Origin of the sequence: Specibacter sp. NPDC078692 (assembly GCF_040686835.1) — a bacterium.
Lineage (GTDB): Bacteria > Actinomycetota > Actinomycetes > Actinomycetales > Micrococcaceae > Specibacter.
The window spans coordinates 58,246-85,109 of record NZ_JBFBLV010000011.1 but is presented as its reverse complement, the minus strand read 5'-3'; the positions used below and the strand labels follow the sequence as shown (position 1 = coordinate 85,109).

Genomic DNA, 26,864 nt, shown 5'->3' with positions numbered 1-26,864 from the left:
ATGATCACCGTGGCCCCTAGCCCGTTGCAGCTGGCCCGTTGCTAGTTGATCGCCGCCCGTTCTAAGGATCAACTCTGGATTGGCGAATCGCGGCGATCCCCGCTCGCAAAGATTCAACCGCAAGAGCGAGCTCCCGGCGTCCGGTCTGGCCAACGCCAATAACATTGACAAAGGCGTGGATGTGTCCGGTAGCGATCTGCCGAGTGACAGGGACCCCTGCAGCCTCAAGCTTGTCGGCGTAGGCCAGCCCCTCATCGCGCAGCACATCAAAACCGGCAACGGCCACGTGAGCAGGCGGGTGGCCGGCAACCTCCCCTAGGAGAGGTGAGACCAGCGGATCGGTGGCTTGTCCGGGATCGCTCAGATAGCGCTCCCGGTACCAATCCATCTTGGTGCCGGTCAGGAAGAACCCTTCGCCGAACAGTTCGTAGGAGCGGTGTTTCGTGGACAAATCAGTCGCTGGGTAAAACAACAACTGGTAATCCGGTGCACCCTCTTCAAGCGTCTGGGCACACACAGCTGCGCTGAAGGTGGCGCCTGCACTATCTCCGGCCACCACAACAACATCGCCCCATTGCGGCTGCGTCCGCACCCACCGGTACGCATCCACAGCGTCTTGAAGTCCGGCTGGGAAGCGATGTTCAGGCGCCAGCCGGTAGTCCACCGAAATCACGGCCACATTCGCATGGGCGGCTATGTAGCGGCACACTGAATCCGTGGAATCGAGCCCACCCACCACCCAGCCGCCACCATGAAAGTAGACCACGGCCGCTTCCACCGGGCTGGCCGGATCATTGATATAAACGCGGGCTCCCACCGAGGCTGCACGGGTTGGAATAGTAATGCTGCGCACCTCCCCCACCGGCGTACTCAACCCCAGGAGCAAGGCCGCATCGACGGTCTGTTCCCGCGCCTGAGCCAAGGAGGGGTCGTGGGGCTCTGGGAGCGCGTTGAGCAGCCGCAACGCCATCTGCACTTCGGTGAACAACCGCTGGCCGTCAATTTCCACAGGCTTTCCGGCGATCAGCCGCTGAACGGGTTCCGGCAGCGCAGCAACAGCACGAATCAGTCCACGCGCTACGCGCATTGAAACCGCACCGACCGAAATTGCCCGGGCTGAAACTGAACTTTTCGGCATGTTTCTCTCCTCATCAGGCGCCAGAAACGCCACATCCGCACAACATCGCGCCCGGATATGTGACGCGCCCGGATATGTGAGCCGTGGCGTCAGCCCACGCGCCCAGGATGTGTGTAGACGTTTAACGTGCTGCCGCGGCTAAAGCCCACCAGCGTGATCCCTGCGGTTTGGGCCAGTTCAACAGCCAAGGACGACGGCGCACTCACGGCCGCGAGCATCGGCACCCCTGCCATCGCTGCTTTTTGGACGAGCTCAAATGAGGCTCTTCCCGACACCTGCAAGATGGTGTTATTCAAGGGGAGCTGTTTTTCCCTGAACGCTGCACCCACCACTTTGTCTACGGCATTGTGCCGGCCCACATCTTCGCGCAGCGAGAGTAGCTCGCCATCCGGGGCAAACAGCCCTGCCGCGTGAACACCACCGGTCTTTTCAAACAATTTCTGCTGTTCCCGCAGCGTGTCAGGCAATGCAGCCAGCACGGAAGCTGAAAGTAGTACCTCATCCAAGGGCGCCGCGACCCTAAAGTGTGATGACTTGTGGACCGCATCAATGGAAGCAGTCCCGCAAATTCCGCAGGCACTGGAGGTAGTGACGTGGCGTTGGGCTGCCGGCAACGGCATGGCCACATCGGGGCGCAACTGAGCTTCGACCACATTGAAGGTTTGCTGCCCGTTTTCATCCTCACCGGCACAGAACCGCAGCGAAATCAGCTGTTCCGGTTCAAAGATGATCCCTTCCGAGACCAGAAAACCTGCCACCAGATCGAAATCATCGCCCGGGGTGCGCATCGTGACAGTGAAGGACTCGTGCCCTAAACGAATTTCAAGGGGCTCCTCAACGGCCAGAGCTTCCTCGCGTATAACTCGGCGGCCATCGGTGATGCTGACCTTGGTGGCCTTGAGCCTGCGAATGAGCCGTCCCATAACATTCCTCCAATAAAACTAAAGCGTCTAAGATCAACAGTAGATGCTCCGCGATGAAGGGAACCATCATGGCTGGCAAGGCGCCGCAGGAAAACATTGACGAACAGCAACTCTCGGTGGGTAGCGTGCAGAAAAAAGCTGTAGGCATTCCAGGGATCGTGCACGCCTTGGAAATCTCCCTCAAGCAAATGGGGCCGCTGCGGTCGGTCCAAACCTTGGTGCAGATCAACCAAAAGGACGGCTTTGACTGCATGGGCTGTGCCTGGCCCGAATCCGACAAGCGGCACAAGGCAGAGTTCTGCGAAAACGGGGCCAAGGCTGTCGCCGAGGAAGCAACGAAAAGGCGCGTGCCGCCGTCGTTCTTCGCAGAGCACAGCGTCAGCGAGCTGCGCACGTGGGATGATTTCCGGCTGGGACAGCAGGGCCGCCTGACCGATCCCATGTATCTCGCCGAGGGCAGCGATCACTATGTCCCGGTCTCGTGGGAACGGGCGCTGGGGATTCTGGCCGATGAGCTCAAGGCGCTCAAAGACCCCAACGAGGCCATCTTCTACACCTCCGGGCGCACCTCCAACGAGGCAGCGTTCCTGTACCAGCTGATGGTGCGCGGGATGGGCACGAACAATCTGCCGGACTGCTCCAATATGTGCCACGAGTCCAGCGGTTCTGCCCTGACGGAGACCATCGGCATTGGCAAGGGCTCGGTGTCGCTGGAGGACATTTACGAGTCGGAGCTGATCCTGATTGCGGGCCAGAACCCGGGCACCAACCACCCCCGCATGCTCACGGCGCTGGAGAAGGCCAAGAAAAATGGGGCCATCATCGTCGCCATCAACCCGCTGCCCGAGGCCGGGCTCATGCGCTTTGAGAACCCGCAGACCATCCGTGGTTTGGTGGGTGGAGGCACCGCGCTGGCTGATGATTTCTTGCAGATCAAGCTCGGCGGTGACCAGGCGCTGTTCCAGGGGCTGGGTAAATTCCTGCTCGAGGAGCAGCGTCGCCCGGGGTCCGCGCATGCCGGCCGGGTCTTCGACACCGCGTTCATCGATTCCCACACCATGGGCCTGGGCGAGTATCTGGAACAGTTGGAGCAGGTCAGCTGGGCCGAGATTGTCAAGGCCACCGGACTCACCGAGGCGCAAATCCGGACCACCGGCGAACGCCTCTTGGCGTCCAAGGCAACGGTGGTCTGCTGGGCCATGGGCTTGACCCAGCACAAACACTCGGTGGCCATGCTGCGTGATATCGTCAACGTGCTGTTGCTCCAGGGCAACATCGGCAAGCCCGGCGCCGGTGTGTGCCCGGTCCGTGGCCACTCCAACGTCCAGGGAGACCGGACCATGGGCATTTTTGAGCGCATGCCCGAATCTTTCCACGACGCCCTCGATGCCGAGTTCTCCTTCGCCTCCCCGCGCCCCCATGGCTTCGACACCGTAGCCGCGATCGAGGCCATGCGCGACGGTTTGGCCGGTGTCTTTCTGGGCATGGGCGGCAACTTTGTCCGTGCCACTCCGGACTCAGATGTCACCGAGGCCGCGCTGGGCCGCTTGTCATTGACGGCGCAGATCTCGACGAAACTGAACAAATCGCACCTGATTACGGGCCGCTCTGCCCTGATCCTGCCCACGCTGGGCCGCACCGAGCGTGACACTCAGGCCGGCGGCGACCAACGCGTCACGGTTGAGGATTCCATGAGCGCCGTGCACGCCTCGCGCGGGCGGCTCGCTCCGGCGTCGGATAATTTGCTCTCCGAGGTTGCCATTGTGTGCCGGCTGGCCAAGCTGCTGTTTTCCTCGGACGACGGCGGCACCCGCCCAGGTGCCCCCGACGCCGACTGGGATGCCATGATGGGCGACTACAGCCTCATCCGCTCCCACATTGCGGCAGTGGTACCCGGCTTTGAGGACTTCGAAGCGAAGATCGACGTGCCCGGCGGCTTCATCCTGCCGCACGGTCCCCGCGATTCCCGCACGTTCACCACCGACTCCGGATTGGCACACTTCACCGCCAATGAACTGGAGTATCCGAAGGTGCCGGAGGGGCGGCTGCTGTTGCAGACCCTGCGCTCGCACGATCAGTACAACACCACCATCTACGGCAAGGACGATAGGTACCGCGGCATCAAGAACGGGCGCCGCGTAGTGTTCGTCAACCAGAAGGATCTGGACTCCTTCGGCATTGCCGATGGCACCATGGTGGATCTGGTCTCAGAATGGAAGGACGGCGTGGACCGCCGCGCCCCCAACTTCCGCGTGGTGGCCTATTCCACCCCCGTGGGTTGCGCCGCCGCGTACTACCCGGAAACGAATGTCTTGGTTCCCCTCGATTCCAAGGCTGACGTCAGCGGAACGCCCACCTCGAAGTCGGTAGTCATCCGCTTGGAGCCCGTGGCCTGACCCCCGTGGTCGGCTCCGGCCCCGTGGTCGGCCCCGGTGGTCGGCTCCTGCCCCGGTGGTCTGGCCCCTCGAAATCGCTGCACCTCCAGCCGCTTCGTCCATCCGTGAGAAATGGTCGCTTTGATCCGTCAAAGCGACCATTTCTCACGGATCAATTTTGCAAAGCGACCATTTCTCACGGATCGCCGCAATAGCCCCCACCTAAGTGCCTAGTTGTTTCCTCCACTGGGGCGCCACATGCTGTCCCGCCCACAAAAGCACAACACAGGGTGGAGTTCATCTCGGACCTGGCCGTCAATGGAGACATGAGAACTCCGAAGCCACTTCCATTGCACCTCCTCGGGAGACCATTTACGTTCGATCAAGCCCGACAGGCTGGTGTGAGTCGTGGCAGAACCCGGGCAACCGACCTATGGACACCATGCCGCGATGTCCGTTTGCCGAAGAACGTGGCAGTCAGTCTGATTGACAGCTGCAGAGCAATCACTGCCGTGACCCCGGGAGGTCTCATCAGCCACATCACAGCAGCCAAGCTCCATGGGTTTCGGCTCCCACTTCGGTTCATCAACACACAGGATATTCATTTGTCCAAAAACCTGGGCCGAGGCAGACCTCAGCGCACCCGAGTCGAGGGCCACGAATTATCTCTGGCGGCAACGGACTACGACATAGTTCAAGGAATTCCAGTCACATCCGTTCAACGAACGCTCTTGGATATTGCGCAGGAGCTCTCAATTGATGAACTCGTTGCTGTTGCCGACCAGATTGTTTGCGCCCACAACCGTAGCTTTGGCCCGAAAAAGCTTCCAATAGTGGACATCAGTGAGCTGCACTCTTACATTGCCCAGCACCGAGGACTTCGCGGAATACGAAAGTTGCAGGCGGCGATGAAGCTGGTCAGGGTCGGCGCCGATTCAGCACCGGAAACCCAGCTGCGGCTGTGCATCAACCACTGGGCCCTGCCTGAATTCATATGCAACTTTGAAATCAAGGACGCCGCGGGGAACCCCAAAGTTGCTCCGGACTTGTCCTGCCCTCGTTACCGCACCTGTGCGGAGTACGATGGCGGCCATCATTTAACTCCAGAACAACAAGCCAAGGACCACGACCGGAACTTCTTGACCACTTCGCTGGGATGGCACCAAAGCGTGATCAACAAGAACGACATGGGGAACGACGGTCTAGTAGCCATCACCAAAATAGCGCGAATGCTGGTTCTCGGAGGGTGGAACGATCCAAAAAATCTAGCCCGAAACTCGCTTGAAGGGCAGCTGTATGTCCGCAAGGACATCACGTGAATGCATCTCCGCCACGTCGACACCTCAACCTTCGTCGATCCGTGAGAAATGGTCGCTTTGATCCGTCAAAGCGACCATTTCTCACGGATCAATTTCGCGGTGAAGCGGTGAAGCAGTGAAGCGGTGCAGAGATCGGTTACCCGATCCAGCTGCCACTGCACAGCCAATGCAGTGACTGCTCCCAGAACGTGTCCTTGTGGCGGCTGTGAAACAGGGCGAAGTGGCCCAGCTTGCTCTCCCCGTAATCCCCCGGCAGCAGGTGGATCACTCTGGAAGCACTGTTGGGTGTATAGGAAACGGCCCGCTTCATGGCGGGGATCGTGGCATAGGGATCGTCGTTCGGTGCCAGCGCCATGATCGGCGCCGTCACGGCAGCTTGGTGGGCGCGGAGAGAATCACGTTCTGAACCGGTAGCTGCGGTCGTAAAGTCTTTGCGGGAACGAGCCCAGTCCAGGGCAACACCGGCGGGCAGGTCTTCCATAAGCCGCAGCCTCTTGGCCGGAAAATAGCCCATCACGGCAACCAACGGCAGCATGACGGCAGCACGGCCGAGGTGACCGATCTGGTGCCGCGGCGTGAGGTCACGCCAATATGCGTGCTGGGCGCCGACTGTCAGGATGCGGGAAAGACCGGCCGCATGTTCGGCCATCCCCACGCCGAAACCGCCGAAGCTGTGTCCCACGAAATTCACCGGCAGCCCGTCCGAATGCTCCAAGGCCCAGGCCAGGACCGAGTCAATATCCAGCGATCCCCAGTTGTACCAGCGGACTTTCTGCCCGCGCAACGATCCGTCGCGGGATTCACCAATTCCCCGGTAGTCGAAGGTGACGGCGGTGAAACCGTTGGTGGCCAGGAATGCGGCGTAGCGGTGGTAGTAATTTGCTTTCACTGCCGTGGCGCAGCCAATGACAACCGTCCCGAGCCGCCGGGTCCCAGGGGCCACGTCAAATACCGTGCCGTGCAGTTCCCGACCGTCGGCACACTTGAACACCGTAGCCGAAGAAGTGCTCATTTCCAGGGCAGAATCATGGAGGGTAGCAGCTCCCCCATTTTGGCGCCGTGCGGCGGAACTGCCATGACGCCGTCGGCCGCTGCGAGTCCTCGCATCATGGCCGAATCGGTGTGGGCGACGGGTGAAGCCAACCCGTAGACCAAGCGGTAAGGCATGATGCGGGTGGGTCCCTGATATTCCTTGATGGGTGAGCCGCATGGCACCTCGCTCAGCGTCGGCATGGGCAGGCTTCCGAGGCGAGCTAGCAACGGTGCACCCAAGGTCATGAGTCCCACCATGGCGGCCAGCGGGTTGCCGGGCAAGCCCACGATGAACCGTCCGTCGGGCAGCTCGGCCAGCAAGGTGGGGTGGCCTGGGCGCATGGCAATGTGCGGAATGTGAAAGGTGCCACCCATGGATTCGATGGCGGCACGTAGGAAGTCAGCGCTGGAATGTCCTGTTGCGCCGGTGGTAATAACGACGTCGGCCGGGTCGTCTTCGTCGTCGGCCAGGGCGTCCAGCATGGAGGCAAGGTTGTCGGCTGCGCGTTGCAAGCCAACCACCGTCCCACCGAGCATCTCAACCACGGAACCGAGCTGAGGCGAGAAAGCGTCGCGCACAAATCCGGGTTCTGGCAGACCCGAGGGCACCACCTCGTCACCGGTCAGGACAATCTTGACGGCAGGGCGGCCTAACACCGAGAGTTCATCGAGGCCACCGAGTGCCGCGAGTGAAACATGGGCCGGGTTCAGGGTAGCGCCTGCGGCGATCAGCAGTTCCCCTTCCGCAGCCTCCTGCCCGGCGGGGCGGATATGCTGCGCATTCTTCGGCTCACCGGGACGAGCGTCACCTCCGCGTACTAGGATCGGCAGTCCGTCGTCGTCCTTGGCAAGCTCGCCCGCTTCGCTGCGCAGCACAGCTTTAGCACCAGTAGGAATCAGGCCCCCTGTGACAATGGGGACGGCCTGTCCTGGTGCCAGCCGCCGGCCAGGCTCTGCCAGAATCCACGGAGGGCTACCCGCAATGGCCCAGCCGTCCATGGCCGAAGAGGCGTAATGCGGCATAGCAAGACTTGCGAACACGTCTGCGGCAAGTATCCGGCCCACAGCCATGCTCAGCGGAACTGTATGTGCAACCAGCGGTTCTGCCGCATGCCATGCAGCCTCCCGCGCTTCCTGCCAGGTATGTGGCAAAACTTTGCCGGGCACGGCCTCGGGTAGGACAACCTCGGCCTGTGCCCTCGAACCTCCTGCTGAATCAGCGGGCACAGTGCCAGCAGTTGGTTCCCCAGTTGCAGCGGTCGGCTCGGTAGCAGCGGTAGCAGCGGCGGCCGCGTCATCCATCATGCCGGTACTAGTTTCCCTGGGATTTTTCGCCAGCATCCACGGCAGGCGCATCCACGGCAGACGCTTCCACGGCCGGGGCCTGTGCCGCAGCCAGCTTCTTGGCCAGCCCCAGCGCAGCCTTCATGGCCACTGGTTCAGGTGCTTGGCCCGATCCCGCCGCCAAACCTGCCGCCAGCCCCGCCACAAAAGTAGTCAGAGGCGCCGCTGGACGAACGATCGAATGCGCAGCGACACCAGCAACATTCAGGACCGCGTGAATGTCCACGTCGAGGTCGCCAATTTCAAAGGCCTCCAGAAGCTTCTGGGTCCACTCTTGCAACAACTCGTCATGATTTTCCAACAGTCATCCTTCCGCACCGGCTGCTCCCGCAGCGATCCCCTGCGCACGAGCATCCGCCCAAGTGTCAATGTCCGCCGTCAGCTCTGCTGGCACGACGAGTTCCTTCATGTTCACATTAGCAACCAGCGCGAAAACCGAGGCATTCTCCAGACGGTGCGCCGCCCGCGCCGTGTCAGCCGCGGCCCGCAACTCACGCAGCGGATAGACGGCGGCCAAGGGCTGCTTCTTCCCGTCAGCCACCGCCATCACGCCCTGCCCAGGAGAACAGTCACCAGATGCATCCAGCAAAAGTCGCGCCACCGCACCGGCCCACGGCATATCGCACGCCAGAACTAGCACGTGTCCGCGATCGGCTGCCAGAGCCTCAATCCCGGCCGCAATCCCGGCCGCAGGACCGGAATACGGTGGATCTTCCTGGACTGCCATCGCCTGGCCTGCGTGTTCGGCCGTCGCCAGCCAGCCTGCAATCTTTTCTACGGGACCTACGACGGCGATGCCGCCTTGCGCTGTCGCCACACCGTCTGTTTGGGCTGGGGTGGACGCGGAAGTGAGCTGCGTTGCGGTGCTCCGGCCGGCGAGTAAGCCCACGACGGCATCAACGGTGCGTGCCAAGAGTGTTTGGCCTTCCATTATGAGCCCCGCTTTGGGTACGCCACCCAGTCTGCGCGAGAGCCCACCAGCGAGAATCAGTGCTTGCAGAGGTCTCTCTTGATCGCTAGTCATATGGCCATCGTATCGGTCGCGCCAGCGGTGGCACTCACCGGAGAATAATTGTGCACTCACTAAAAATTTGCAGGAACTACAAATAGAATTGAAGCTGTGCTCAACGGAATCACGTGGCACTGTGCACACCTTCACAGGAATCAGCATGAGCGTGAAAACAACGCAGTCGTCGTCCGAGGACGAATCGCTCCCCAACGCTCAACACGCTCAACATGCTCAAAACGCTCAACATGCTCAGGACACCCGGGACACGCTGCGCAATAGAAAGCGGGCCGCCACACGGCTGTCCATTCGCCGCGCGGCCATTGAGCTTGGCCTTCGTCACGGCTATGAGAACGTCACCGTCGAGATGATCTGTACGGCTAGTTCCGTCTCCCAACGAACGTTTTTCAACTATTTCGGCAACAAAGAGGGCGCCTACGTCAGCCCACGGAGGCCGCTGCCGACCGCAAAGCAGCACCGAGGTTTTCTCGAAGGTGGCGGGACCAGTGTTTTTGGTGGGTTGTTCGGGCTGATCTCAACAACCTTTATCGAGGCCGAGACCGATCTGGAACTGTTTCAAGCCAGGCATCGGCTCATCCACCAGACTCCCGGGCTGCTGGAGCGAGAAAAAGCCAAGATCAGCGAGACGGAAGAGATCTTTGTGGGCTACATACTGGAGCGGTTCCGCCATGACGGGCGCAGCACCACAGAAACCCCGGATCTTGAGGACGAGGCACACATCGTTGTCGCCCTCGTCTCAGGTGCCCTCCGTTTTGCCCTGCAAAAATGGGCCGCAGGAAATTTCACTGCCAACCGTGAGTCCTTGATGCAGACCACCGCTGAGCTCATCCAGCGCATCACCGCCAACGAACACTGGCCGTGAGCAGCCACTAACAGTCAGCAGCGCAGTACTCAACCACTGCCGCACCATCTCCTCACCCGGCGAGCCACCGCACAAGCCAGCACTCCTGAGCAACAGCTGAGAAACGCCGTCGAACCTTCAGCCGTACATTCATTAGAGTCATCAACCCGCAGCCGCCCGCACCTCACACGGCCGCTAGGAAAACATCATGACGTCAACTACTAACACCGTGGATCAACTCCCAACGTCCGACCGCCGCAGCATCCTCCTCGTTTTCGCAGGGCTGATCCTGACCATGCTGCTGGCGTCGCTGGACCAGACCATCTTCAGCACCGCGCTTCCCACGATTGTTGGCGAGCTCCATGGCGTCAATCTCATGCTGTGGGTCATCACCATTTACATTCTCGCCTCCACCATCATGCTCCCCATTTACGGGAAGCTGGGTGATCTCCTAGGACGCAAAGGCCTGTTCATCGGCGCGATCTCCGTCTTCATCCTCGGTTCAATCGTGGGTGGTTTTGCGCAGGACATGACGTGGCTGATCATTGGCCGCGGCATTCAGGGGTTGGGAGGTGGCGGTTTGATGTTGCTGTCCCAGGCCATCATTGCCGACGTGGTCCCTGCCCGTGATCGCGGACGGTACATGGGCATCATGGGCGGCGTGTTTGCGGTGTCCTCGGTGGCTGGTCCGCTGCTAGGCGGCTGGTTCACTGACGGTATCGGTTGGCGGTGGGGCCTCTGGATGAACATCCCCTTGGGCCTGCTGGCCATTGTTTCCGCCGTGTTCTTCCTGCGGCTGCCCGCCCATCCCAAGGTTAAGGCCCGTGTTGATGTGGCTGGCATGGCATTGTTGGGTATCGCATCAACGCTCTTGGTTCTAGTGAGCACCTGGGGAGGGACAAAATATGCGTGGGCTTCGGTGCAAATCATCGGCATGGGTGCCGGCACTATTGCTGCCGCTGTGCTGTTTGTCTGGGTAGAGAGCAAAGCCGATCATCCCATCATGTCTTTGCACTTGTTCAAGGACCGCAATTTCAATCTGACGACGGCGGCCGGCCTCATCACCGGGATTGCCATGTTTGGGACGCTGGCCTATATGCCCACATTCCTGCAGATGGTGACCGGCGCCAATGCCACGCAGGCGGGTTTCTTGATGATTCCCATGATGATGGGGTTGCTGGTCACTTCGATAGCTTCGGGACAATTGGTCAGCAGAACCGGACGGTACAAGTGGCTGCCCATCACGGGGATGTTCATTGTGGCCGGCGCCCTGATCCTGCTCTCAACCATGACCGCTAGCCTGCCCGTTTGGATCATCTGCTGCTACCTGGCCATCATGGGCATCGGGCTGGGCACCTCGATGCAGATTCTGGTGCTGATTGTGCAAAACCAGTTCCCGAACTCCCAGGTGGGCATGGCGACTGCGTCCAGCAACTACTTCCGTCAGATTGGCGCGTCGTTGGGATCAGCCGTGGTGGGCAGTCTCTTTGCGCACCGGTTGGCAACGCTGCTCACGGAGCGGATTCCTGCGGGTAGCTCTGGTGCGCAGGGTTCCGGCAGTATTAACTCGCTCACGCCCGCCATTGTTCGGGGGCTTCCGGAACAGTTGCGCCACATTGTGGTTGGGTCCTACAGCGATGCGCTGACACCAATTTTTGTCTACATGGTGCCGTTGCTGCTGTTAGCCGGGCTCTTGTTGCTGTTCGTCAAGGAGATCCCGCTGGCCACAAGCATCAACCGGGGCGGGCCGCTGGAAGGGGTTGAGGCTTCAGAAAGGTCCCAGGTGGACGGTTCCGCAGCCCGGGAAGCCACTAACCTTTTGGATAGCCTGTACGGCGCGACGTCGCCATTGATACGGAAGGTGCAGTCATAGTGGCCCAGCCCGGGGTTGGCGGCTTCGGGGATCCGGGCCGGACGGGGACGATCGGCCGCCACGCCAAGGTGCAACGAGCTAGAACTCAAGCAGGCGAGTAGATGCACCGTTAAATGCCAAAGCCCCGTCAAAAGACAGGGCTTTGGGCACAAAAGCTGGTATTACTTAGTGACCCACAGCAATGAAGACGGGAGCGGAAGCTCCATAAATAGAAACTCCTGCGATCTTAGTGGTTCCCTGGTAACCGCCGTGAACTGCCTGGCCGTTGCCAATGTAAACAGCGATGTGGGCCAGACCCACGCCACCGTCTGCATAGTAGATCAAGTCGCCGGGCTGTGCTTCGCCCTGAGATACTAGACGGCCCTTGTTCAGGTAGTCACCGGGCCAGCCAACCCAGGAAATCCCAGCGGCAGACAGAGCGTTGCGAACCAGCGCGGTGCAGTCCTGGCCAATTCCGAGCTGACCCAAGGCAGCACTGGCAATGATCGCGCCAACGCCACTCGGGGCTACAGACTGGGTTGCAGCCGGCTCAGGCGTTGAGACCGTTACGGCCGGCGCTGCGGCCGGTGCTGCGGCCGGTGCTGCTTCAGCAACCGGAGCTGCAACTGCAACTTCACTGGACTGCGCCTCTACAACTACCGGCTCTTCAATGACAGGAGCCGGGGTGGAGGTGATGGTGGGTGTAGCGAAGGAAATCTTCACCGTGGAAGCTGCCGTGATGGCGGAAGCGAGTTCCGTGTTCAGGTTCAGCGTTGTGGCACCGTCCGAAGCGCGCTCCACTGTGGGAGTTGCGGCGTTTGCGGCGATACCGGAAGTCAGTACAAGCCCTGAAGCTGCTGCGATGACAGCAGCCTGACGACCAACCCCGCCGACATTGAAACTGACGGCTTTCGTGAGGGTGGAGATCGGACTGGTCTTAACAACCTCGGCGCGGTGGCGCCCGAGGGCAGTGTTTGAAGCCAAGAAGGATTCCTCTCCCAAAGCCTGCGAGGTAAGCTGTCGGATTCGGATGGGAGTCACCCGGCCGCTCCACGTTGTCCCACCCAAGGAATTTCTTCCCTGCCAGTGACTGAACGCTTCGCGGCTTCACCCCTAGGGTTTCGCAAAACCGCTGCGAATCCCGATTATTGGTTCCCCCGCCCCTGCCAGACGATTGATACGAACGGACCATGAGTAGTGGCAGAGCTAGGCAATCGACTCATGGGCGCCGACTTGATTCGAAGTTGGCGCGATTACGACGGTACAACAGTTTTTTCTCAATGTCACGTTCAGGTCACGGTCGTGTGACTAAGTCGTAACTATGGAGGCCCTGTGGAGGACTTACAGCCAACCCTTAGGATCGACAACTTCGTCGTCGATGATGACCTCGAAATGCAGATGGGGGCCGGTAGAGGCGCCTGTGGAGCCACTGAGGCCCACAACATCTCCGCGTTCAACCTTCTGGCCAACCTGCACCAGATTGGCGCTCATGTGGTTGTACGAGGTTGAGAGGCCGTTGCCGTGGTCGATAACCACGCGATTGCCACCACCGAAGTCATGCCAGCCCGAGAAGGTAACGGTTCCACCAGCGGCGGAAAGTACTTCTGTGCCGCTTGCGACGGCGTAGTCCTGGCCGGTGTGACGCTCATCGATCTGGCCGGTGATGGGGCTGATGCGGTTACCAAAGGGTGAACTCTCAACCAAGGTCAGCAGGGGTGCCGAGAGGGTCCCTTTGGAAGCCTGGGGCGTCACGTTGGAGGCGTTGACCTTGAGGGTTTCTTTGAGCTGACCATCAGGGTTCAAGGCACTGCCGATTTCCGGAGTGGCGAAGGTGATGGGGATCTGCGCGCCTGCTGTGACCAGTGTTTCCGCGGAAACAGCTGCTGCAGTATCGAGGTGAAGGTCTTCGGAAACCTGCGTGGAAGGAAGCGTGACAGCCAGGACTAGACCCGTGGCCGCCATGGCTACGCCCATTTTTTGGCCGGCGCCGCTGGCGACTCCGGCACGCAGCAACTGGGCTACTGCACTACTTGTTGGGGCACTTGCACGCTCTGCGGCAATTGCTTCCCGGCGACTACCGGGTACTGACAACAGCTCATGAGTTGCCAACGAAGACGCACGACGGCGTCCCCGCACTTTGACCTCTGACACTAAAAACCTCTCTCGATAAAGCACCTGCGAAGTTAGCTGTCGGATTCGGATCAGAGAGTGTAACTTTTGATCCGGCCCACGCTCTTTTGACACAGGCATAGCCAAGGCGCAGTCAGCGTTGGAGCTGCGTCATAGGTGTTGCGAGTGTTGCATTTCGAGTGTGGGCTTCACCCCAAGACGGACCCATGGTCCGTCAAAAGTGGTTCCCCCGCCCTTGCCTAAATGATTACTGTCCGTGCTGCGAAGGCAAGGTTCGGTGTCGCAGTACGGTAACGCTTTGGTTACAGCGTCATATGTTTACTATACGGTACAAGCGGTAAACGTAATAATTCCGTTATCTTATTCATCAATAGTGCAGTGTCAAAAAACGCCGTTAGCCCAAGGACACGAAAACGTGCGATGCGACCTCTGGCGGAAGCTCCAATGCGCCCTCAATTCCTGGCACCCGCACGGAGATGTACTCCCCCACTTGTCCCAAGGAAATCCGGGCCCCAGGGCGTAATCCACCCTCATCCAATTGGAGCAGGAGTTCAGGGTCCACCTGTATCCGTTCGGACAGCCTGTGAATGATCACTTCTTGGCCGACTGTGTAGCCACTCATGGCCTCCACCAATGTGACCAAGCCCGCAGCAAAAACGGGAGCTACCTCACCTCCCAGCTCTTCCAGACCCGGGATGGGGTTTCCGTACGGAGATTCATTGGGACGTCCCAGCAGGTCAAACAGACGCTGTTCAACCCGCTCACTCATGACATGTTCCCAGCGGCAGGCTTCTTCGTGCACAAAGGCCCAGTCCAGCCCAATCACATCTGAGAGCAAACGCTCCGCAAGGCGGTGCTTGCGCATGACCCTCGTTGCCTTGTCGCGACCCTCGGCTGTCAGCTCCAAGTGCCGATCACCGGAGACGATGACCAGGCCATCGCGTTCCATGCGTCCAATGGTCTGGGAAACGGTAGGACCCGAGTGGTGCAGGCGCTCGGCAATACGCGCCCTCAAGGCGACAATGTTCTCTTCTTCCAACTCCAGGATGGTACGCAAGTACATCTCAGTTGTGTCGATCAGATCAGCCACGGCAATGACCTCCTGTTATTGGGCGAGTTTTATGGCAGTAAGCATCGTCTCTACGTTAGCCTGCTTGCGCCCTTGCGGGGAAACCCGACAGGACTAGAAGGGGTCCACATGAAGATTGAAAGAAGAGCTGAACTGGCGCAGTTGTATTAAAACCCCATATTGCGGGACTGATGTCTTGCATTTGTCGTGTATTTTCTTCTGCGCGCACTTCTACGGCAGAATTGGCAACAGCCCTTGGCTCAAAACACAACTTCCATCGCTTAATTTTGGAGCAACTCGTGAGCGAATCCACGCCCCTCACCATCCCTGCCAACCTGCGCCCGGTCGACGGCCGCTTCGGCGCTGGTCCCTCCAAGATTCGCCCCGAGCAGGTCGCGGCGCTCTCCGAGGCCGGAGCAGCCCTACTCGGCACCTCCCACCGTCAGGCACCGGTCAAGAACCTCGTGGGCGATGTCCGCAGCGGTTTGAAGCAGTTTTTCAACGCACCCGATGATTATGAAGTGATCCTCGGCGTTGGCGGCTCCACCGCGTTCTGGGATGTAGCAACCTTTGGTCTCGTAGAGAACAAGGCCCAGCACCTTTCCTTCGGCGAGTTCGGCTCAAAGTTTGCAGCCGCCACCGATAAGGCCCCGTTCCTGGCTGCTTCCTCCATCATCAAGGCTGAGCCCGGCACCCGCCCGGTGTCCATTGCTGAAGCAGGCGTCGATGTCTACGCGTGGCCCCAGAACGAAACCTCCACCGGCGTTGCTGCCCCGGTGCAGCGCGTTGCAGGCGCCGACGATGGCGCACTGGTTCTGATCGATGCGACCTCCGCAGCCGGCGGCCTGGCCGTTGATGTGAGCGAGAGCGATGTCTACTACTTCGCACCCCAGAAGAACTTCGCCTCCGACGGCGGCCTGTGGCTCGGCTTGTTCTCACCCGCAGCCCTTGAGCGTGCAGCACGCATTGCCGCCTCCGACCGCTGGGTTCCGGACTTCCTGAACCTCAAGACAGCCATTGACAACTCCCTGTTGAACCAGACGTACAACACGCCTGCGCTCTCCACGCTGGTTACCTTGAACAACCAGGTCCAGTGGCTCAACGACAACGGTGGCCTTGACTTCGCCTCGGCACGCACGGCTGATTCCGCTGGCCGCTTGTACACCTGGGCCGAAGAATCGGCTGTCGCTGCCCCGTACGTCGTGAACCGCGAAGACCGCTCCAACGTCATCGTCACCATCGACTTCGACGAATCGGTCGACGCCGCCGCGGTTGCCAAGGTGCTGCGTGCCAACGGCATCGTGGACACCGAGCCTTACCGCAAGCTGGGCCGCAATCAGCTTCGCATCGCCACCTTCGTGGCGATCGATCCCGAAGACGTCACCGCACTGATCAAGTGCATCGACTACGTCATTGAGAACATCTGATTCCTAAGCACCACAAGATAAGGCCGCTACCCGTTCAGGGAAGCGGCCTTATCTTTTGCCTAGAACCTTGTGGCTGGCACCTTCTAGCACCTTGTGGCTGCCCGAGTTTGTCCCCTTATGTGAGGACCGAGCCCAGATGTGTTTTAGTTGTTCCCGACTTCGCCGTCAGCCTCGTCCGGCTCGCCGTCAGCGTCGTCAGCATCGTCATCGAAACTAGCGGCGTCGCCATCAGTAGCCCCGGCATCGTCTCCGGATTCACCAGTGGTGGCGTCAGCTTCGGCGTCGTCCGCTTCCGTTGAGGCCACCTCGGCGGCGGCGTGCTCCTCGTCCTGCTGGTCCTCGGGACGAACCCGCTCGGCCCACGGTACCCATGCCGGCGCCAGCACGGAGTCCTCGGTGGGCAGCATGCCGACCTCGTTGACCGTGGATTCCTTGCTGCGCGAAACACGGCTCAGCGAGGCGAACCAGACCCAGCCCGAATAGCCGGGCTGAAGGGACTCGAACAAGTGGGTCACGCACCGGACGCCTTCGCTGCGCGCGCCAAGGTGCTTACCGATGGCCCAGTCACTGGCAATACTCGCCACGGCGTCCCGTGCAGTGTCCACGTCGGCCGCCAGGAAAGCATCAGGCTTGCCCACCCGCCACATCGGAACGCCGGGAAGTGGCGCGGAAACGGTTGCTTCTTGGGCATCTGTGGGACTGGAAATTTCGGTCATGATGGGCACCGTTACGCGTCGAAGTTGTCGGCAACCTTGCGCAGCGCAGCAGCAATCTTGCTTGCGTCACCGTCAGGATATTTGCCGTTATTGAGGGAACCAATCGAGTGCTCAAGCAGCGAGACCAGGTCCTGGACAATCGGTGCCAGGTCGCGGGCAGGCATGCGCTTAGCCTTGGCCACGGAGGCGCTGCGCTCAAGAATCTTTGCCGCCATGGCCTGGGCACCCTTGCGTCCGTCAGCCACACCAAATTCCATGCGCATGCCGGGCTTGATATCGCCGGCGTCGGCGGGCAGGGCGTTGGCTCGCAGGAAAACCTCACGGCCGTCGTCGGCCGCAATGATGCCGAAGCCCTTTTCGTTGTCGTACCACTTCACTTTGCCGATAGGCACTTGCTTACCCCTTATAAGTTGAAAGTCGCGAACTGCTTTCCATGCCTGTGCGGTTGCTCTACGCCGTTCCCGGTCCCGGGAATCTGGCGGGCGGTGCCTGCAGCAGCAGGTTGCGCAGTTCTACTGGGTACTAGGTTACCGTGTCGGCGAAACCCGTGCGGCTTTGTGCCTCACCTGTCCGCTGTTAGCGTTATGTTCATGAGCCCCCATTTTTCCGCCCCACAACGCCTCAACCGCGGTTGGCAGCTGTTCAATTACACCGCCATGGCGCTGGCCCTTGCCGCCCTGATCGCCTTGATCGTGGTTTTGGTCAGCAAATGGGTTGGCGGCACCCCATGGCCCGGCTTCAACTGGATCGCCATGATCGCCCTCCCCGCAGCATTTCTGATGATGGGCACCAGCGTCTTGTACGCCGTGGCCGCCCGCCGCCGACTCTGAGCCGCCCGCCCCACCGTTCCTTGGGCACTTTGCAGGAGTTTGCCACCAGTCTCGCAGTCCGCAGCGACGCGGACTTGCTCCGGCTTTTCGCCCGGCGTCCCGACGCGATCACTCCCCCGGTAGCCACCTTCGCGGATCTCGCTAGCCGGCTCTCCACCGCGGCCAGCATCAATGCAGCGCTCGATCAGCTCGGCCTCCCGGCGCTGCGTGTCCTAGCCGAGCTGCCTGTTGGCGGTTTGCTTTCCGAGGGTTTGCCGGAGCTCAGTCAACTCCACGAGCTCGGCCTCCTTCTCCGGGCGGATCCCGCCGCTCTTCCTGCCCTAGTTCCTACCCGCCTTCCCGCCCTGAGGCACGACGCCGGCACGCACCTCTTCCAGCCCCTCACCGCTGTGACACTTTCCTTGGGCAGCGAGGACTCGCCTCCCGTCAGTGCTCTTCCCGTTCTCCCCGGTTTTCCCGATTTTCCCGGTTTTTCCGAGGTACCTCAACCACGCCTGTCTCCTGTTTCCTCCTCAATGCGCGACAACGCTGTTGGCAGCGCGGTCGAGACGTTAGTGCGCACCATGAGCGAATTGTTGGAGGTGGCCGGCGGCGCCGGCAGCAGCCTCGCCGGGCTGCGGGCCCCTGGACTGACCGTTTTGCGAGATGGCACCCTCGGTGTCCGCACGCTGCGTGAGCTCTCGAAAGCCTTGGGGCTCGACGCACCAACCGTGGGCTTCTATCTAGAACTAGCCGCAGCCGCCGACCTCTTATCCTTTGACGGCTCTGGTCGCTGCTGGCGCGCTGATACCCTGCACGGCCCTGCCGCGAAGTGGAGCTCGTTGGAGAGAGCCGAGCAGTGGTTTGTCCTCGTTCGCTCATGGCTGGACAACGCCCGGCCACCCTCAGCGCTTCTCAATGCGCTGGAACCCTACGATCCTCCCCGGCAGGCGCGGCAATGGCGCCGTCAGCTAGTAACAGTTATGGCCGCTCTTACGGCTGGCTCTGCGGCATCAAGCTCACCAGCGCCTGACGTGCACTCGGTCCTCGATGCCTTGAGCTGGCACCATCCGCGGCAGACTGCAGCCCTGAGCCACGAACTTCCGGATCTTTTGTGCGAACTGGAATGGCTCGGAATCACAGGCGCTGGCGCCCTCAGTGCCCCGGGCCGGGCAGCCGCCAGCGGTGAGGCTGCGTTGGCTGACGATGCCGCTCTGGCTGAAGCAGCTCTGGCGATCGCCGCCATGCATGCCTTGCTGCCCGCTCCCGTGGACCACTTCGTGCTGCAGGGTGATCTCACGGCCATCGCACCGGGTTTTCTGGTCCCGGGCATCACCTCGAAACTCAAGCTCATGGCACTCCCCGAGGGTCGCGGTGCTGCCGGAATCTTCAGATTCAGCCAGCAATCGCTGGAGTTCGCCGCAGCCTCTGGCCTGAGCCGTACCGCTGTGCTCGATTTCCTCCAACAGCATTCAAGCACAGCTGTGCCACAATCTTTGGCGTTCCTCATTGCCGAGGTCTTCCGCAGCAATCATGACCCAAGCTCATCAACCCCACCGTCCCCGGCAGCAGCCCGGCGACAGGTGGCGAAACAAATTCAGCCGGGCTACGGCGTCGTCCATGAAGACCCAGAGGCCTTAGCGCTGGCACAGTTAGAGCGTCTGCGCAGTCAGCCTGTCTGGGCGAACGATGGGGTGGGCGAATCCGGGCCAGCACTGGTCATGGAAGAACTACGGCGGGCGCTGGGGCTCGGCGATCTCCTCAGGGTACGGGTTGTGGACGGCACCGGGGAGATTGAGGAACTGCTGCTGCGGCCGGTGTCGTTGGAGGCGGGGACGCTGCGAGCGAGACTGTCGGGCGCAAATCGAGAGCGGCGGCTCAGCATTCACCGGATCATCTCGGCGGCCCCGGCACGGCAGGACGCTGAACCCCAACTCAAAGAACCTCAGCTCACAGAACCTCAGATCGCAGACCCGGACCACGCAAATACACCTGCCACCAGCACATCTACCACCAGCAAGGAGCGTCATGGCTGACGGACCGTTGATCGTTCAGAGCGATAAGACCATCCTCCTGGAAGTGGCGCATGCGGAGGCCGAGGATGCCCGGCATGCCATTGCGTCGTTCGCTGATTTGGAACGCGCGCCCGAGCACATGCACAGCTACCGGATTACACCGTTGGGGCTGTGGAATGCGCGGGCGGCAGGGCACGACGCCGAACATGTGGTCGATACACTGCTGCGTTATTCCCGCTACCCCGTGCCGCATCCGTTGCTGCTGGACATTGTGGAGATCATGGCGCGGTATGGCCGGCTCCGGTTGGAGAATGACCCCACTCACGGTTTGGTACTGCGCAGCGATGACGAGTTGATTCTGACGGAAGTGGCGCACGGCAAGAAGGTGGCGGCGTTGCTCGGCGCCCGCATTGATCCGCTGACGGCGGTGGTCCATGGTTCGGCGCGAGGTGAGCTCAAGGCCTTGCTGTTGCAGGCGGGCTGGCCCGCGGAGGATCTGGCTGGATACGTCGATGGCACCGCGCACCTGATTGCGCTGACGGATGACGGCGATAGCGCTACCAACGCTGAGCTGCCCGCCGAGACCGCCGATGCTGTGTCCGCCAGTGACGCAGCCGCCGGTGACACCGCCAAACCCAAAACCCCGTGGACGTTGCGGCCGTACCAGCGCCAGGCTGTGGAGAATTTTTGGGCTGGCGGTTCGGGCGTCGTGGTTCTACCGTGTGGTGCGGGCAAGACGATTGTGGGTGCTGCCGCCATGGCCGCCTCGGGGACCACCGTCCTGATTCTGGTCACCAACACACTTTCCGCGCGGCAGTGGAAGGCCGAACTTCTCAAGCGCACCACCCTGTCCGAGCACGAAATCGGCGAATACTCCGGGGCTGTCAAGGAATTGCGTCCGGTCACAATTGCCACCTATCAGGTGCTCACCACGCGCCGCAACGGCATGTACACGCACCTGGATCTGCTTAACGATCACGATTGGGGCCTGCTCATTTACGATGAGGTACACCTGCTGCCGGCCCCTATTTTCCGGATGACCGCGGACCTTCAGGCCCGTCGGCGGCTGGGACTGACCGCCACCTTGGTGCGCGAGGACGGCCGCGAAGGCGAGGTTTTCGCCCTGATCGGCCCCAAACGCTATGACGCTCCGTGGAAAGATATTGAGGCTCAGGGCCATATTGCGCCAGCCGATTGCGTTGAGGTTCGTGTGGATCTGAGCCGTGCCGAGCGGCTCGCCTACGCGACTGCGGACGACGGCGGGAGGTACCGAATGTGCGCCACCTCCCCTGCCAAGTCTGTGGTTGTGCAAGCCCTTGTGGTGTCCCATCCGGATGAACAGATTCTGGTGATTGGGCAGTATCTGGATCAGTTGGATGAATTGGCTGCGGCACTGCGGGCTCCGCTGATCACCGGCAGCACGAGCGTCAAGGAACGCCAACGTCTATTCGAGGAGTTCCGGCAGGGCCAGATTTCCGTGCTGGTGGTCTCCAAGGTGGCGAACTTTTCGCTGGACCTGCCGGAGGCTTCCGTGGCCATTCAAGTCTCCGGGGCTTTCGGTTCCCGGCAGGAAGAGGCGCAGCGATTGGGTCGGCTCATGCGTCCCAAGGCCGACGGCCGGACGGCTCGTTTTTACACCGTCGTTGCCCGCGATACCGTGGACTCCGACTTTGCCGCCAAGCGCCAGCGCTTCCTCGCCGAACAGGGCTACGCCTACAGAATTGTGGACGCTGCGGACATCGCCGGGCCTCTCGACTGACCGACTGACCGACTGACCGTCCGACGCTATCGCGGCAATGTCGGCTTTTCCGGCAACGCTATCGCGGCAATGTCGGCTTTTCCGGCGACGCGATCTCACTGGGATCCAATAAATATGCCCGGCAACCAAGAGCGCATTCGCTCCCGCCCAACTCCGCCCGCGCAGACCCCTCTCCGTAGCACCCGCGCAGGAGTAGGATCAAAAAATGCGGGATTCTCCGCAGTTCGCGTGGACCGTTTGGAGACGCCATGAACACCGAGGAGTCAGTTGCCGCCCACTACGGACGCAGCAACGTAGAAGACCAATTATTGGGAATCATCAAGGCTGCCGGCGGGAACCCGGAGAGTTTCGCCCCGGCTGATCTACAGGGCGCGGACCAACTCCATATCGGCGGCGCGGCGGCCACAACCCGCGTTGCCCACCGCGCCGGCATCAACGCTGGCAGCCATGTGGTGGATCTGGGCTCAGGCACGGGCGGGGTAGCCCGCCATGTGGCGCACGACTTCGGCGCCACGGTCCACGGCGTGGACCTGACACCAGGATTCGTGGACGCCGCCCGCTCACTCACCAAGCGCACCGGACTATCCGGGCAGGTTGCGTTCAGCCAAGGCAGTATTTTGTCCTTACCCTTTGACGCGGACTCTTTCGACATCGCACTCATGATCCATGTGGGCATGAACATCCAAGACAAGGACAAGGTCTTCGCCGAGGCCGCCCGTGTCCTTCGCCCCGGCGGCATTTTTGCCGTGTACGACATCATGCTCCTCGGCGGCGACATCGAACCCTATCCCCTGCCCTGGGCGCTCACACCGGAGACCTCCTTTGTGCAACCGCCCCTGGCCTACAGCGACGCGCTGGCCCAAGCCGGTTTTGACGTTGACCAGGAAGCCAAAGCGCTGGCAGAAGGAATTGCATTCTTGGAGAAGGCGCTAGCCTCCGGAGGCCCCGTTGGCGTCGAGGCCGGAGCCATGTCCAACCTCCTCACAGCTTTCAAATCTGGGCTTCTTGCTCCGGTGGAGATTTACTCCCACCTCGCCTGAAAATCCTCCTAGTCCGATAGAACGGCCCCCTCTTACGCCAGCCCCGTTAGAACAGAACTCGCAGCCCGCCCAGCGTGTGCGCAAGCTGCGGATTCCCCGAAACTGTGCTGATGCCCATGGTCGGAATCCGCCCGGACAGGCTGCGACACAGTTCAAGTTCGACGGCGGGTCCCTCACCCCACGCTGTGGCTGCGTCCCGCACAATTTGGGCCATCACCACGGCATCCATGTCAGTGGCGAAGCGCTGCACCCCGGTAGCCCTCGCCAGATCGAAGCCATGCATCTAGGCGTCGCGCAGATAGCTCACATTGAAGAGGTAGCCCAAACGCAGCGGCACATTTCCGGGTCCCATGGTGGCGTCCACGGGAATCCCGGCCAGAAATGCGGGAAAACTACCTACCCGCTTGGCCACCCTGGCAATGTTGGCCCGGTACTGCTGGCACAGCTCCGCAGAAGACAAGCCTGCGTGGTCCTCAATTTGCACTTGGTTGGCGGCGTCCAGGAGCGAAAGGTGAGGGTGCCGGCGTCGTCCGTGTTCCCGGCGTCAGAGAACAGTGGGCACGCTGAGCAGATCTTCTTGGGCACCCAACAAATGCGCTGCCACATCTCGAACCGTCCACCCCGTGCATTCAGTATCCAGCTGCCATTGTTCGGGAGTGAGCGCCTCGAGGGCATCACCCACAGCTCGCATGACGGTTGGGTAGGTGGCGCCCGCATCGGCCTTAGTTGAGCTGGAAACGGTGGCGGCATTGACGGTGGAATTCATGGCGGTCTCCCTCAGGGAGTGTAGTGGGCCAGCCACATGGCCAGCGCGGGGTCCAGCAGCCGGGCGTACCGGCCATCCTCGGGTCCGGCCTGGGGCTCATTGGCTAATTGTTGAGAGACGACGCCGGCAACCACCGAGGTGAACAGCAGCACGGCCTCCTCGGTGGCGGCTTCCGGGATGAGCCGGCCCCGCTCGACGGCGAGCACCAGTAGGGCTCGCAATGAGGCAATTATGGCGATGCTTGGCGCGAAGGCCTGCGCCGAGGGTTCGAAGCCCGGCACTGGCCGCCAGTGCAGCAACTGGGCACTGACGGGATTCCGCAGCGACCAGTCCACATAGGCGCGGGCCCCGGCAGAGAGTGCAGCCACGGGATCATCGTGGACTCGGGGGTAGTCCTGCCCACGGCGCGGGCCACGGCGGAGAGCGACATGCCTGCCACTCCGCCGCGAGCCATCAGCTCGACGGCGGCGGCGAGAGTTGGACGGTTCCGGGTCAGCCGCTCCACCGGATGCATAGGGGATCAGGCGCCCAAGATAATACTGACAGCACCACCGGACGGCGGGTTGCCCGAGACCGCTGGGCCCGGCGTGTAGCCGCGGGGGCAGTCGGTGGTGGTGGAGGTGTCGATCGATGGATCTTGTGCTTGGTCAGGTCAGGTCTGGTCTGGTCTGGTCTGGTCCATCATGCCGCCAGCCAGCACCGGAGTCCCCACAACGGCGCCGATGCGAGAGAGTCCATTGACAAGTACATTCCTTCGACCGACCGTTTTTGCGACAGGCTTTGGGCGACCTTAGCAGCGGATTCCAGACGTGTTACTTGGCAGTGGATCAGGGTCCATGGCGGGGGTTATTAGGAAACGCTTGCAGATTCGACACCGGCACTCCCCACGTCCGCCACCCAGGCCGCATGCAGGGCGGCGAGCTCGGCGGCAACTGTTGCCTCGGCGTCGTACAGGTTGGTGGTCTCGGCAGGATCCTGCGCCAGGTTGGACAGGAAGTAGCCGCTGCCGGGCTCGGCATGCTCCACGTCGCGAATGGCCTCCGCCACGGGCGAGCCGGGTTCCACCCAGTGCAACTTCCAGTCGCCGCGGCGCACCGACCACTGCCAGCCGCAATCCCAGTGCAGGGCCTCGTGTCCGTCGGTGGCGAGCAGGTCCCGGCCGTCGCTGTGGGCGTAGGCGGCAGGGTTGGCACCGGCGGCAGCCAAGGCCGTCGGGAGGATGTCCATGGAACTCGTGAGTCCCTCGCGGACGACGCCGGCGGGCACCCGGTCCGGCCAACGCAGCAGGAACGGCACGCGCACGCCGCCCTCCCAGAGCGTGTACTTGGTGCCACGCAGGGGCAGGTTGACCCCGTAGTTGCAAGTGGAACCGCCGTTGTCCGTCAGATAGACCACGATGGTGTCTTTGGCCAGGCCAAGCGCGTCGAGTTGGTCCAGGATGAGTCCGATCTGCGCGTCCATGAGCTCCAGCTGTGCCAGGTAGTAGGCCCGGCCGTTTTCCAGGTGTGGGCTGATGGCGCCGTCATACCAGTCAAGGTATTCGCCGGCGCCCGGGTTCCAGTCCTCGTAGGAGGGGAGGCCGCGCTTGGCGAGCTCCTCGGCGGGAAGCTGCCAGCAAAAGTTGTGGACGGCGTTGAACGCCACCGTGGCAAGGAAGGGCTTGTCCGCGTGCTCGGCCACGAAGGCCCGGGTCCGCTCGCCAATGGCGTCGGTCAGGAAGCCCTCCAGTGCCTGCGGCTCTTCCCCGTTCCACAGCGGCTGAACGGCCATGGGGACTGCCGCCTCGCCATACTCTTCCACCGACTCTTCAGAGTGGTGGAGGTAGTTGAGCCGGCCCATGGACTCCCCCGCCAGCCCGTAGAAGGACTCGTCGTAGCCGTGCTGCGGCGGAGTGCCTCGGTCCCCGTGGTGTTCGGTGCCGTAGTGGACCTTGCCGAAGTAGCCGGTGGTGTAGCCCTCGTTGCGGATCAGCTCGGCGATGGTAGGAACCTTCTCCGGACAGATTTCCGAGTCGGTGAACCAGCGTGCACCCCACCGCTGCTGGTAGCTGCCAGCCGCCAGTCCCGCCCGGGACGGCGAACAAATCGGCGCCGTCACGTACGCGTTGGAATACGACGCCCCCTCCCGGGCCAGCCGGTCCAGTGCGGGTGTGTCAACATCGTCCTGGACACCCAGGATGGAACGGTCAGCATAGCCGTGGTCGTCGGAAATGATGACCATGATGTTCGGGCTGTTGGGCTTGCGCTTCGTTGCGGCGGTGGGCATGACTGCTCCTATACAAAACGGGGGACGTACATGGGGATGCGGTTTTAAGCGCCCGGGCGTTCAAGCGCCCAAGACCTGCTTGAGCGATTCCAGTGCTTCGGCAACGGGCGGCAGCTGCGGATGCCAGGCGCGTTCCCATTCCAGTGAGACCCACGGGTCGGCGATGCCGTGCGCCGCGGAAATCCCAGCCACCAGCTGCCTCATGTCCAGCAGCGGCAGCTCGCCGTCGCCGGGCAGTGTGAGTGTCACGGTGTTGGTGCCCGGATTCCGCACGCCGTCCTTGTACTGGGCATAGGCCAGCGAGTCCGCTAGCAGCTCGGCCGTGCGCGCGGGCGTCTCGTCATGACGCCACGGATGCATCAAGTCCCAAATCACCTTGACCGGCGCATCCTGCTCAACATGGGCCAGAATGCGCACAATGTCGGCGGCACGCGGGTGTGAATCGTGCGTTTCCAGCAGCATGGTGACCCCCCGCTGCCTGGCCCGCTGCGCCGCGGCATTGAGCCGGCGCGCGCCCAAAAGGTCCGCCGCCAGCAGTTCCGCCGACGGCTCCTCCCCCGGCCCGCACGGCTTCAGCCCCGCCCCGGGAAACACACGCACCTGCGCCCCGGTACCGGCATTCCCTGCCGACAAGTCAGCGGCAAGGTCGACGGCGGCCAGCAAGTCCGCGAGCACCGGATCGTTTGCGCCGGGGCCTCCTTGGGCAGCGGCACCCGGGCCGCGGGATCCGCCGTCGTGCCTGTCCTGCTCAAGCGGGGCACACACCTGAACATAGCTGGCCAGGGCCAGGACGGTGAGGCCGGCGCCGGCCAGCTCCCGGGCGACGCCCGCACGTTCCGCCGCAGTCATGCCGGGGAACACAAACTGGCCCTCGGCCGCCCTTATCTCGATGCCGGTCGCCCCGGTGGCGCGGGCGGTGTCAATGACCTGGGCCAGAGAGTCCCCCGGACACCCCAATGTGGAAAACGCCAAAGGCATGGTGGCCCTCTCTGCAGCAATCGTCAATGTCCTCCAAGA

At 61.8% G+C, this 26,864-nt stretch carries 26 protein-coding genes and 2 riboswitches; of the genes, 9 read left to right on the top strand and 17 right to left on the bottom strand.

Annotated elements, in window-relative coordinates; translation table 11 throughout:
• Positions 1-61: 61 nt before the first annotated feature.
• The gene (locus tag AB0O97_RS09990) at positions 62-1,138 is read right to left on the bottom strand and encodes an alpha/beta hydrolase (protein WP_363882126.1); all 1,077 of its coding nucleotides are present in this window, start codon (positions 1,136-1,138) and stop codon (positions 62-64) included.
• Between the two features lie 89 nt (positions 1,139-1,227).
• The gene (gene fdhD / locus AB0O97_RS09985; protein ID WP_363882124.1) at positions 1,228-2,061 is read right to left on the bottom strand and encodes a formate dehydrogenase accessory sulfurtransferase FdhD; all 834 of its coding nucleotides are present in this window, start codon (positions 2,059-2,061) and stop codon (positions 1,228-1,230) included.
• Between the two features lie 68 nt (positions 2,062-2,129).
• Here fdhD and AB0O97_RS09980 point away from each other — a divergent pair, with 68 nt between their 5' ends.
• On the top strand, positions 2,130-4,457 hold the full coding sequence (locus tag AB0O97_RS09980) for an FdhF/YdeP family oxidoreductase (RefSeq protein WP_363882174.1): 2,328 nt from the start codon (positions 2,130-2,132) through the stop codon (positions 4,455-4,457).
• Positions 4,458-5,041: 584 nt separating this feature from the next.
• On the top strand, positions 5,042-5,755 hold the full coding sequence (locus AB0O97_RS09975; RefSeq protein WP_363882122.1) for a hypothetical protein: 714 nt from the start codon (positions 5,042-5,044) through the stop codon (positions 5,753-5,755).
• A gap of 136 nt (positions 5,756-5,891) precedes the next feature.
• Here the strand turns inward: AB0O97_RS09975 and AB0O97_RS09970 are convergent, their stop codons facing one another.
• From AB0O97_RS09970 to AB0O97_RS09955, 4 genes are read right to left on the bottom strand one after another with little or no spacing between them, the layout of a single operon-like run.
• The gene (locus AB0O97_RS09970; protein WP_363882120.1) at positions 5,892-6,767 is read right to left on the bottom strand and encodes an alpha/beta fold hydrolase; all 876 of its coding nucleotides are present in this window, start codon (positions 6,765-6,767) and stop codon (positions 5,892-5,894) included.
• Positions 6,764-8,092, bottom strand: coding sequence for a molybdopterin molybdotransferase MoeA (locus AB0O97_RS09965; protein ID WP_363837524.1), 1,329 nt, complete (start codon positions 8,090-8,092; stop codon positions 6,764-6,766). The genes AB0O97_RS09970 and AB0O97_RS09965 overlap by 4 nt, the downstream gene beginning before the upstream one ends.
• Positions 8,093-8,099: 7 nt before the next feature.
• Positions 8,100-8,432 carry a DUF6457 domain-containing protein gene (locus AB0O97_RS09960; protein ID WP_363882118.1) on the bottom strand — a complete coding sequence of 111 codons (333 nt, stop codon included), beginning with the start codon at positions 8,430-8,432 and terminating at the stop codon, positions 8,100-8,102.
• A gap of 3 nt (positions 8,433-8,435) precedes the next feature.
• Positions 8,436-9,155, bottom strand: a complete 720-nt coding sequence (locus tag AB0O97_RS09955) for an NTP transferase domain-containing protein (protein ID WP_363882116.1) — start codon at positions 9,153-9,155, stop codon at positions 8,436-8,438.
• 145 nt (positions 9,156-9,300) lie between these two features.
• Between AB0O97_RS09955 and AB0O97_RS09950 the strand changes: the two genes are divergently transcribed.
• Complete coding sequence (locus tag AB0O97_RS09950) at positions 9,301-10,020, top strand: helix-turn-helix domain-containing protein (protein ID WP_363882114.1); 720 nt, start codon at positions 9,301-9,303, stop codon at positions 10,018-10,020.
• Positions 10,021-10,207: 187 nt separating this feature from the next.
• Positions 10,208-11,872, top strand: a complete 1,665-nt coding sequence (locus AB0O97_RS09945) for an MDR family MFS transporter (protein ID WP_363882112.1) — start codon at positions 10,208-10,210, stop codon at positions 11,870-11,872.
• Positions 11,873-12,037: 165 nt separating this feature from the next.
• Here the strand turns inward: AB0O97_RS09945 and AB0O97_RS09940 are convergent, their stop codons facing one another.
• The 3 genes from AB0O97_RS09940 to AB0O97_RS09930 all read right to left on the bottom strand — a co-directional run bounded on the left by AB0O97_RS09940 (position 12,038) and on the right by AB0O97_RS09930 (position 15,071).
• On the bottom strand, positions 12,038-12,835 hold the full coding sequence (locus tag AB0O97_RS09940) for an NlpC/P60 family protein (RefSeq protein WP_363882110.1): 798 nt from the start codon (positions 12,833-12,835) through the stop codon (positions 12,038-12,040).
• Between the two features lie 4 nt (positions 12,836-12,839).
• Positions 12,840-13,041, bottom strand: a riboswitch (cyclic di-AMP (ydaO/yuaA leader).
• Between the two features lie 151 nt (positions 13,042-13,192).
• On the bottom strand, positions 13,193-14,002 hold the full coding sequence (locus tag AB0O97_RS09935; protein ID WP_363882108.1) for a M23 family metallopeptidase: 810 nt from the start codon (positions 14,000-14,002) through the stop codon (positions 13,193-13,195).
• 4 nt (positions 14,003-14,006) lie between these two features.
• Positions 14,007-14,271: riboswitch (cyclic di-AMP (ydaO/yuaA leader) on the bottom strand.
• A 104-nt stretch (positions 14,272-14,375) separates the two neighbouring features.
• Positions 14,376-15,071, bottom strand: a complete 696-nt coding sequence (locus tag AB0O97_RS09930) for a metal-dependent transcriptional regulator (protein WP_363837549.1) — start codon at positions 15,069-15,071, stop codon at positions 14,376-14,378.
• A gap of 278 nt (positions 15,072-15,349) precedes the next feature.
• Here AB0O97_RS09930 and serC point away from each other — a divergent pair, with 278 nt between their 5' ends.
• On the top strand, positions 15,350-16,477 hold the full coding sequence (gene serC, locus AB0O97_RS09925) for a phosphoserine transaminase (protein WP_363882106.1): 1,128 nt from the start codon (positions 15,350-15,352) through the stop codon (positions 16,475-16,477).
• A 143-nt stretch (positions 16,478-16,620) separates the two neighbouring features.
• Here the strand turns inward: serC and AB0O97_RS09920 are convergent, their stop codons facing one another.
• A complete protein-coding gene (locus AB0O97_RS09920) occupies positions 16,621-17,193 on the bottom strand; it encodes a DUF3027 domain-containing protein (RefSeq protein WP_363882105.1) in 573 nt (190 codons plus the stop codon).
• An 11-nt stretch (positions 17,194-17,204) separates the two neighbouring features.
• Positions 17,205-17,585, bottom strand: coding sequence for a cold shock domain-containing protein (locus tag AB0O97_RS09915; RefSeq protein ID WP_363837558.1), 381 nt, complete (start codon positions 17,583-17,585; stop codon positions 17,205-17,207).
• Between the two features lie 198 nt (positions 17,586-17,783).
• On the opposite strand from AB0O97_RS09915, the gene AB0O97_RS09910 reads away from it, so the two are divergent.
• The 4 genes from AB0O97_RS09910 to AB0O97_RS09895 all read left to right on the top strand — a co-directional run bounded on the left by AB0O97_RS09910 (position 17,784) and on the right by AB0O97_RS09895 (position 22,816).
• On the top strand, positions 17,784-18,023 hold the full coding sequence (locus tag AB0O97_RS09910; protein WP_363837560.1) for a hypothetical protein: 240 nt from the start codon (positions 17,784-17,786) through the stop codon (positions 18,021-18,023).
• Positions 18,024-18,043: 20 nt separating this feature from the next.
• Complete coding sequence (locus AB0O97_RS09905) at positions 18,044-20,038, top strand: helicase-associated domain-containing protein (RefSeq protein WP_363882103.1); 1,995 nt, start codon at positions 18,044-18,046, stop codon at positions 20,036-20,038.
• Positions 20,031-21,776, top strand: a complete 1,746-nt coding sequence (locus AB0O97_RS09900) for a DNA repair helicase XPB (RefSeq protein ID WP_363882101.1) — start codon at positions 20,031-20,033, stop codon at positions 21,774-21,776. The genes AB0O97_RS09905 and AB0O97_RS09900 overlap by 8 nt, the downstream gene beginning before the upstream one ends.
• A gap of 248 nt (positions 21,777-22,024) precedes the next feature.
• On the top strand, positions 22,025-22,816 hold the full coding sequence (locus AB0O97_RS09895) for a class I SAM-dependent methyltransferase (protein ID WP_363882099.1): 792 nt from the start codon (positions 22,025-22,027) through the stop codon (positions 22,814-22,816).
• A gap of 46 nt (positions 22,817-22,862) precedes the next feature.
• Here the strand turns inward: AB0O97_RS09895 and AB0O97_RS09890 are convergent, their stop codons facing one another.
• The 6 genes from AB0O97_RS09890 to AB0O97_RS09865 form a co-directional block, all read right to left on the bottom strand.
• Entirely contained in the window at positions 22,863-23,099 is a 237-nt protein-coding gene (locus tag AB0O97_RS09890) for a hypothetical protein (protein ID WP_363882097.1), read from the bottom strand.
• Positions 23,100-23,276: a hypothetical protein gene (locus AB0O97_RS09885; RefSeq protein WP_363882095.1), complete on the bottom strand. Its 177-nt coding sequence runs from the start codon at positions 23,274-23,276 to the stop codon at positions 23,100-23,102.
• Between the two features lie 84 nt (positions 23,277-23,360).
• Positions 23,361-23,582 (bottom strand): maleylpyruvate isomerase N-terminal domain-containing protein, encoded by a 222-nt coding sequence (locus AB0O97_RS09880; protein ID WP_363882093.1) that lies wholly within the window; start codon positions 23,580-23,582, stop codon positions 23,361-23,363.
• Between the two features lie 11 nt (positions 23,583-23,593).
• On the bottom strand, positions 23,594-23,950 hold the full coding sequence (locus tag AB0O97_RS09875; RefSeq protein WP_363882091.1) for a WHG domain-containing protein: 357 nt from the start codon (positions 23,948-23,950) through the stop codon (positions 23,594-23,596).
• Positions 23,951-24,431: 481 nt separating this feature from the next.
• A complete protein-coding gene (locus AB0O97_RS09870) occupies positions 24,432-25,847 on the bottom strand; it encodes a sulfatase-like hydrolase/transferase (RefSeq protein ID WP_363882089.1) in 1,416 nt (471 codons plus the stop codon).
• 60 nt (positions 25,848-25,907) lie between these two features.
• On the bottom strand, positions 25,908-26,852 hold the full coding sequence (locus AB0O97_RS09865; protein WP_363882087.1) for a TIM barrel protein: 945 nt from the start codon (positions 26,850-26,852) through the stop codon (positions 25,908-25,910).
• Positions 26,853-26,864: the final 12 nt, after the last annotated feature.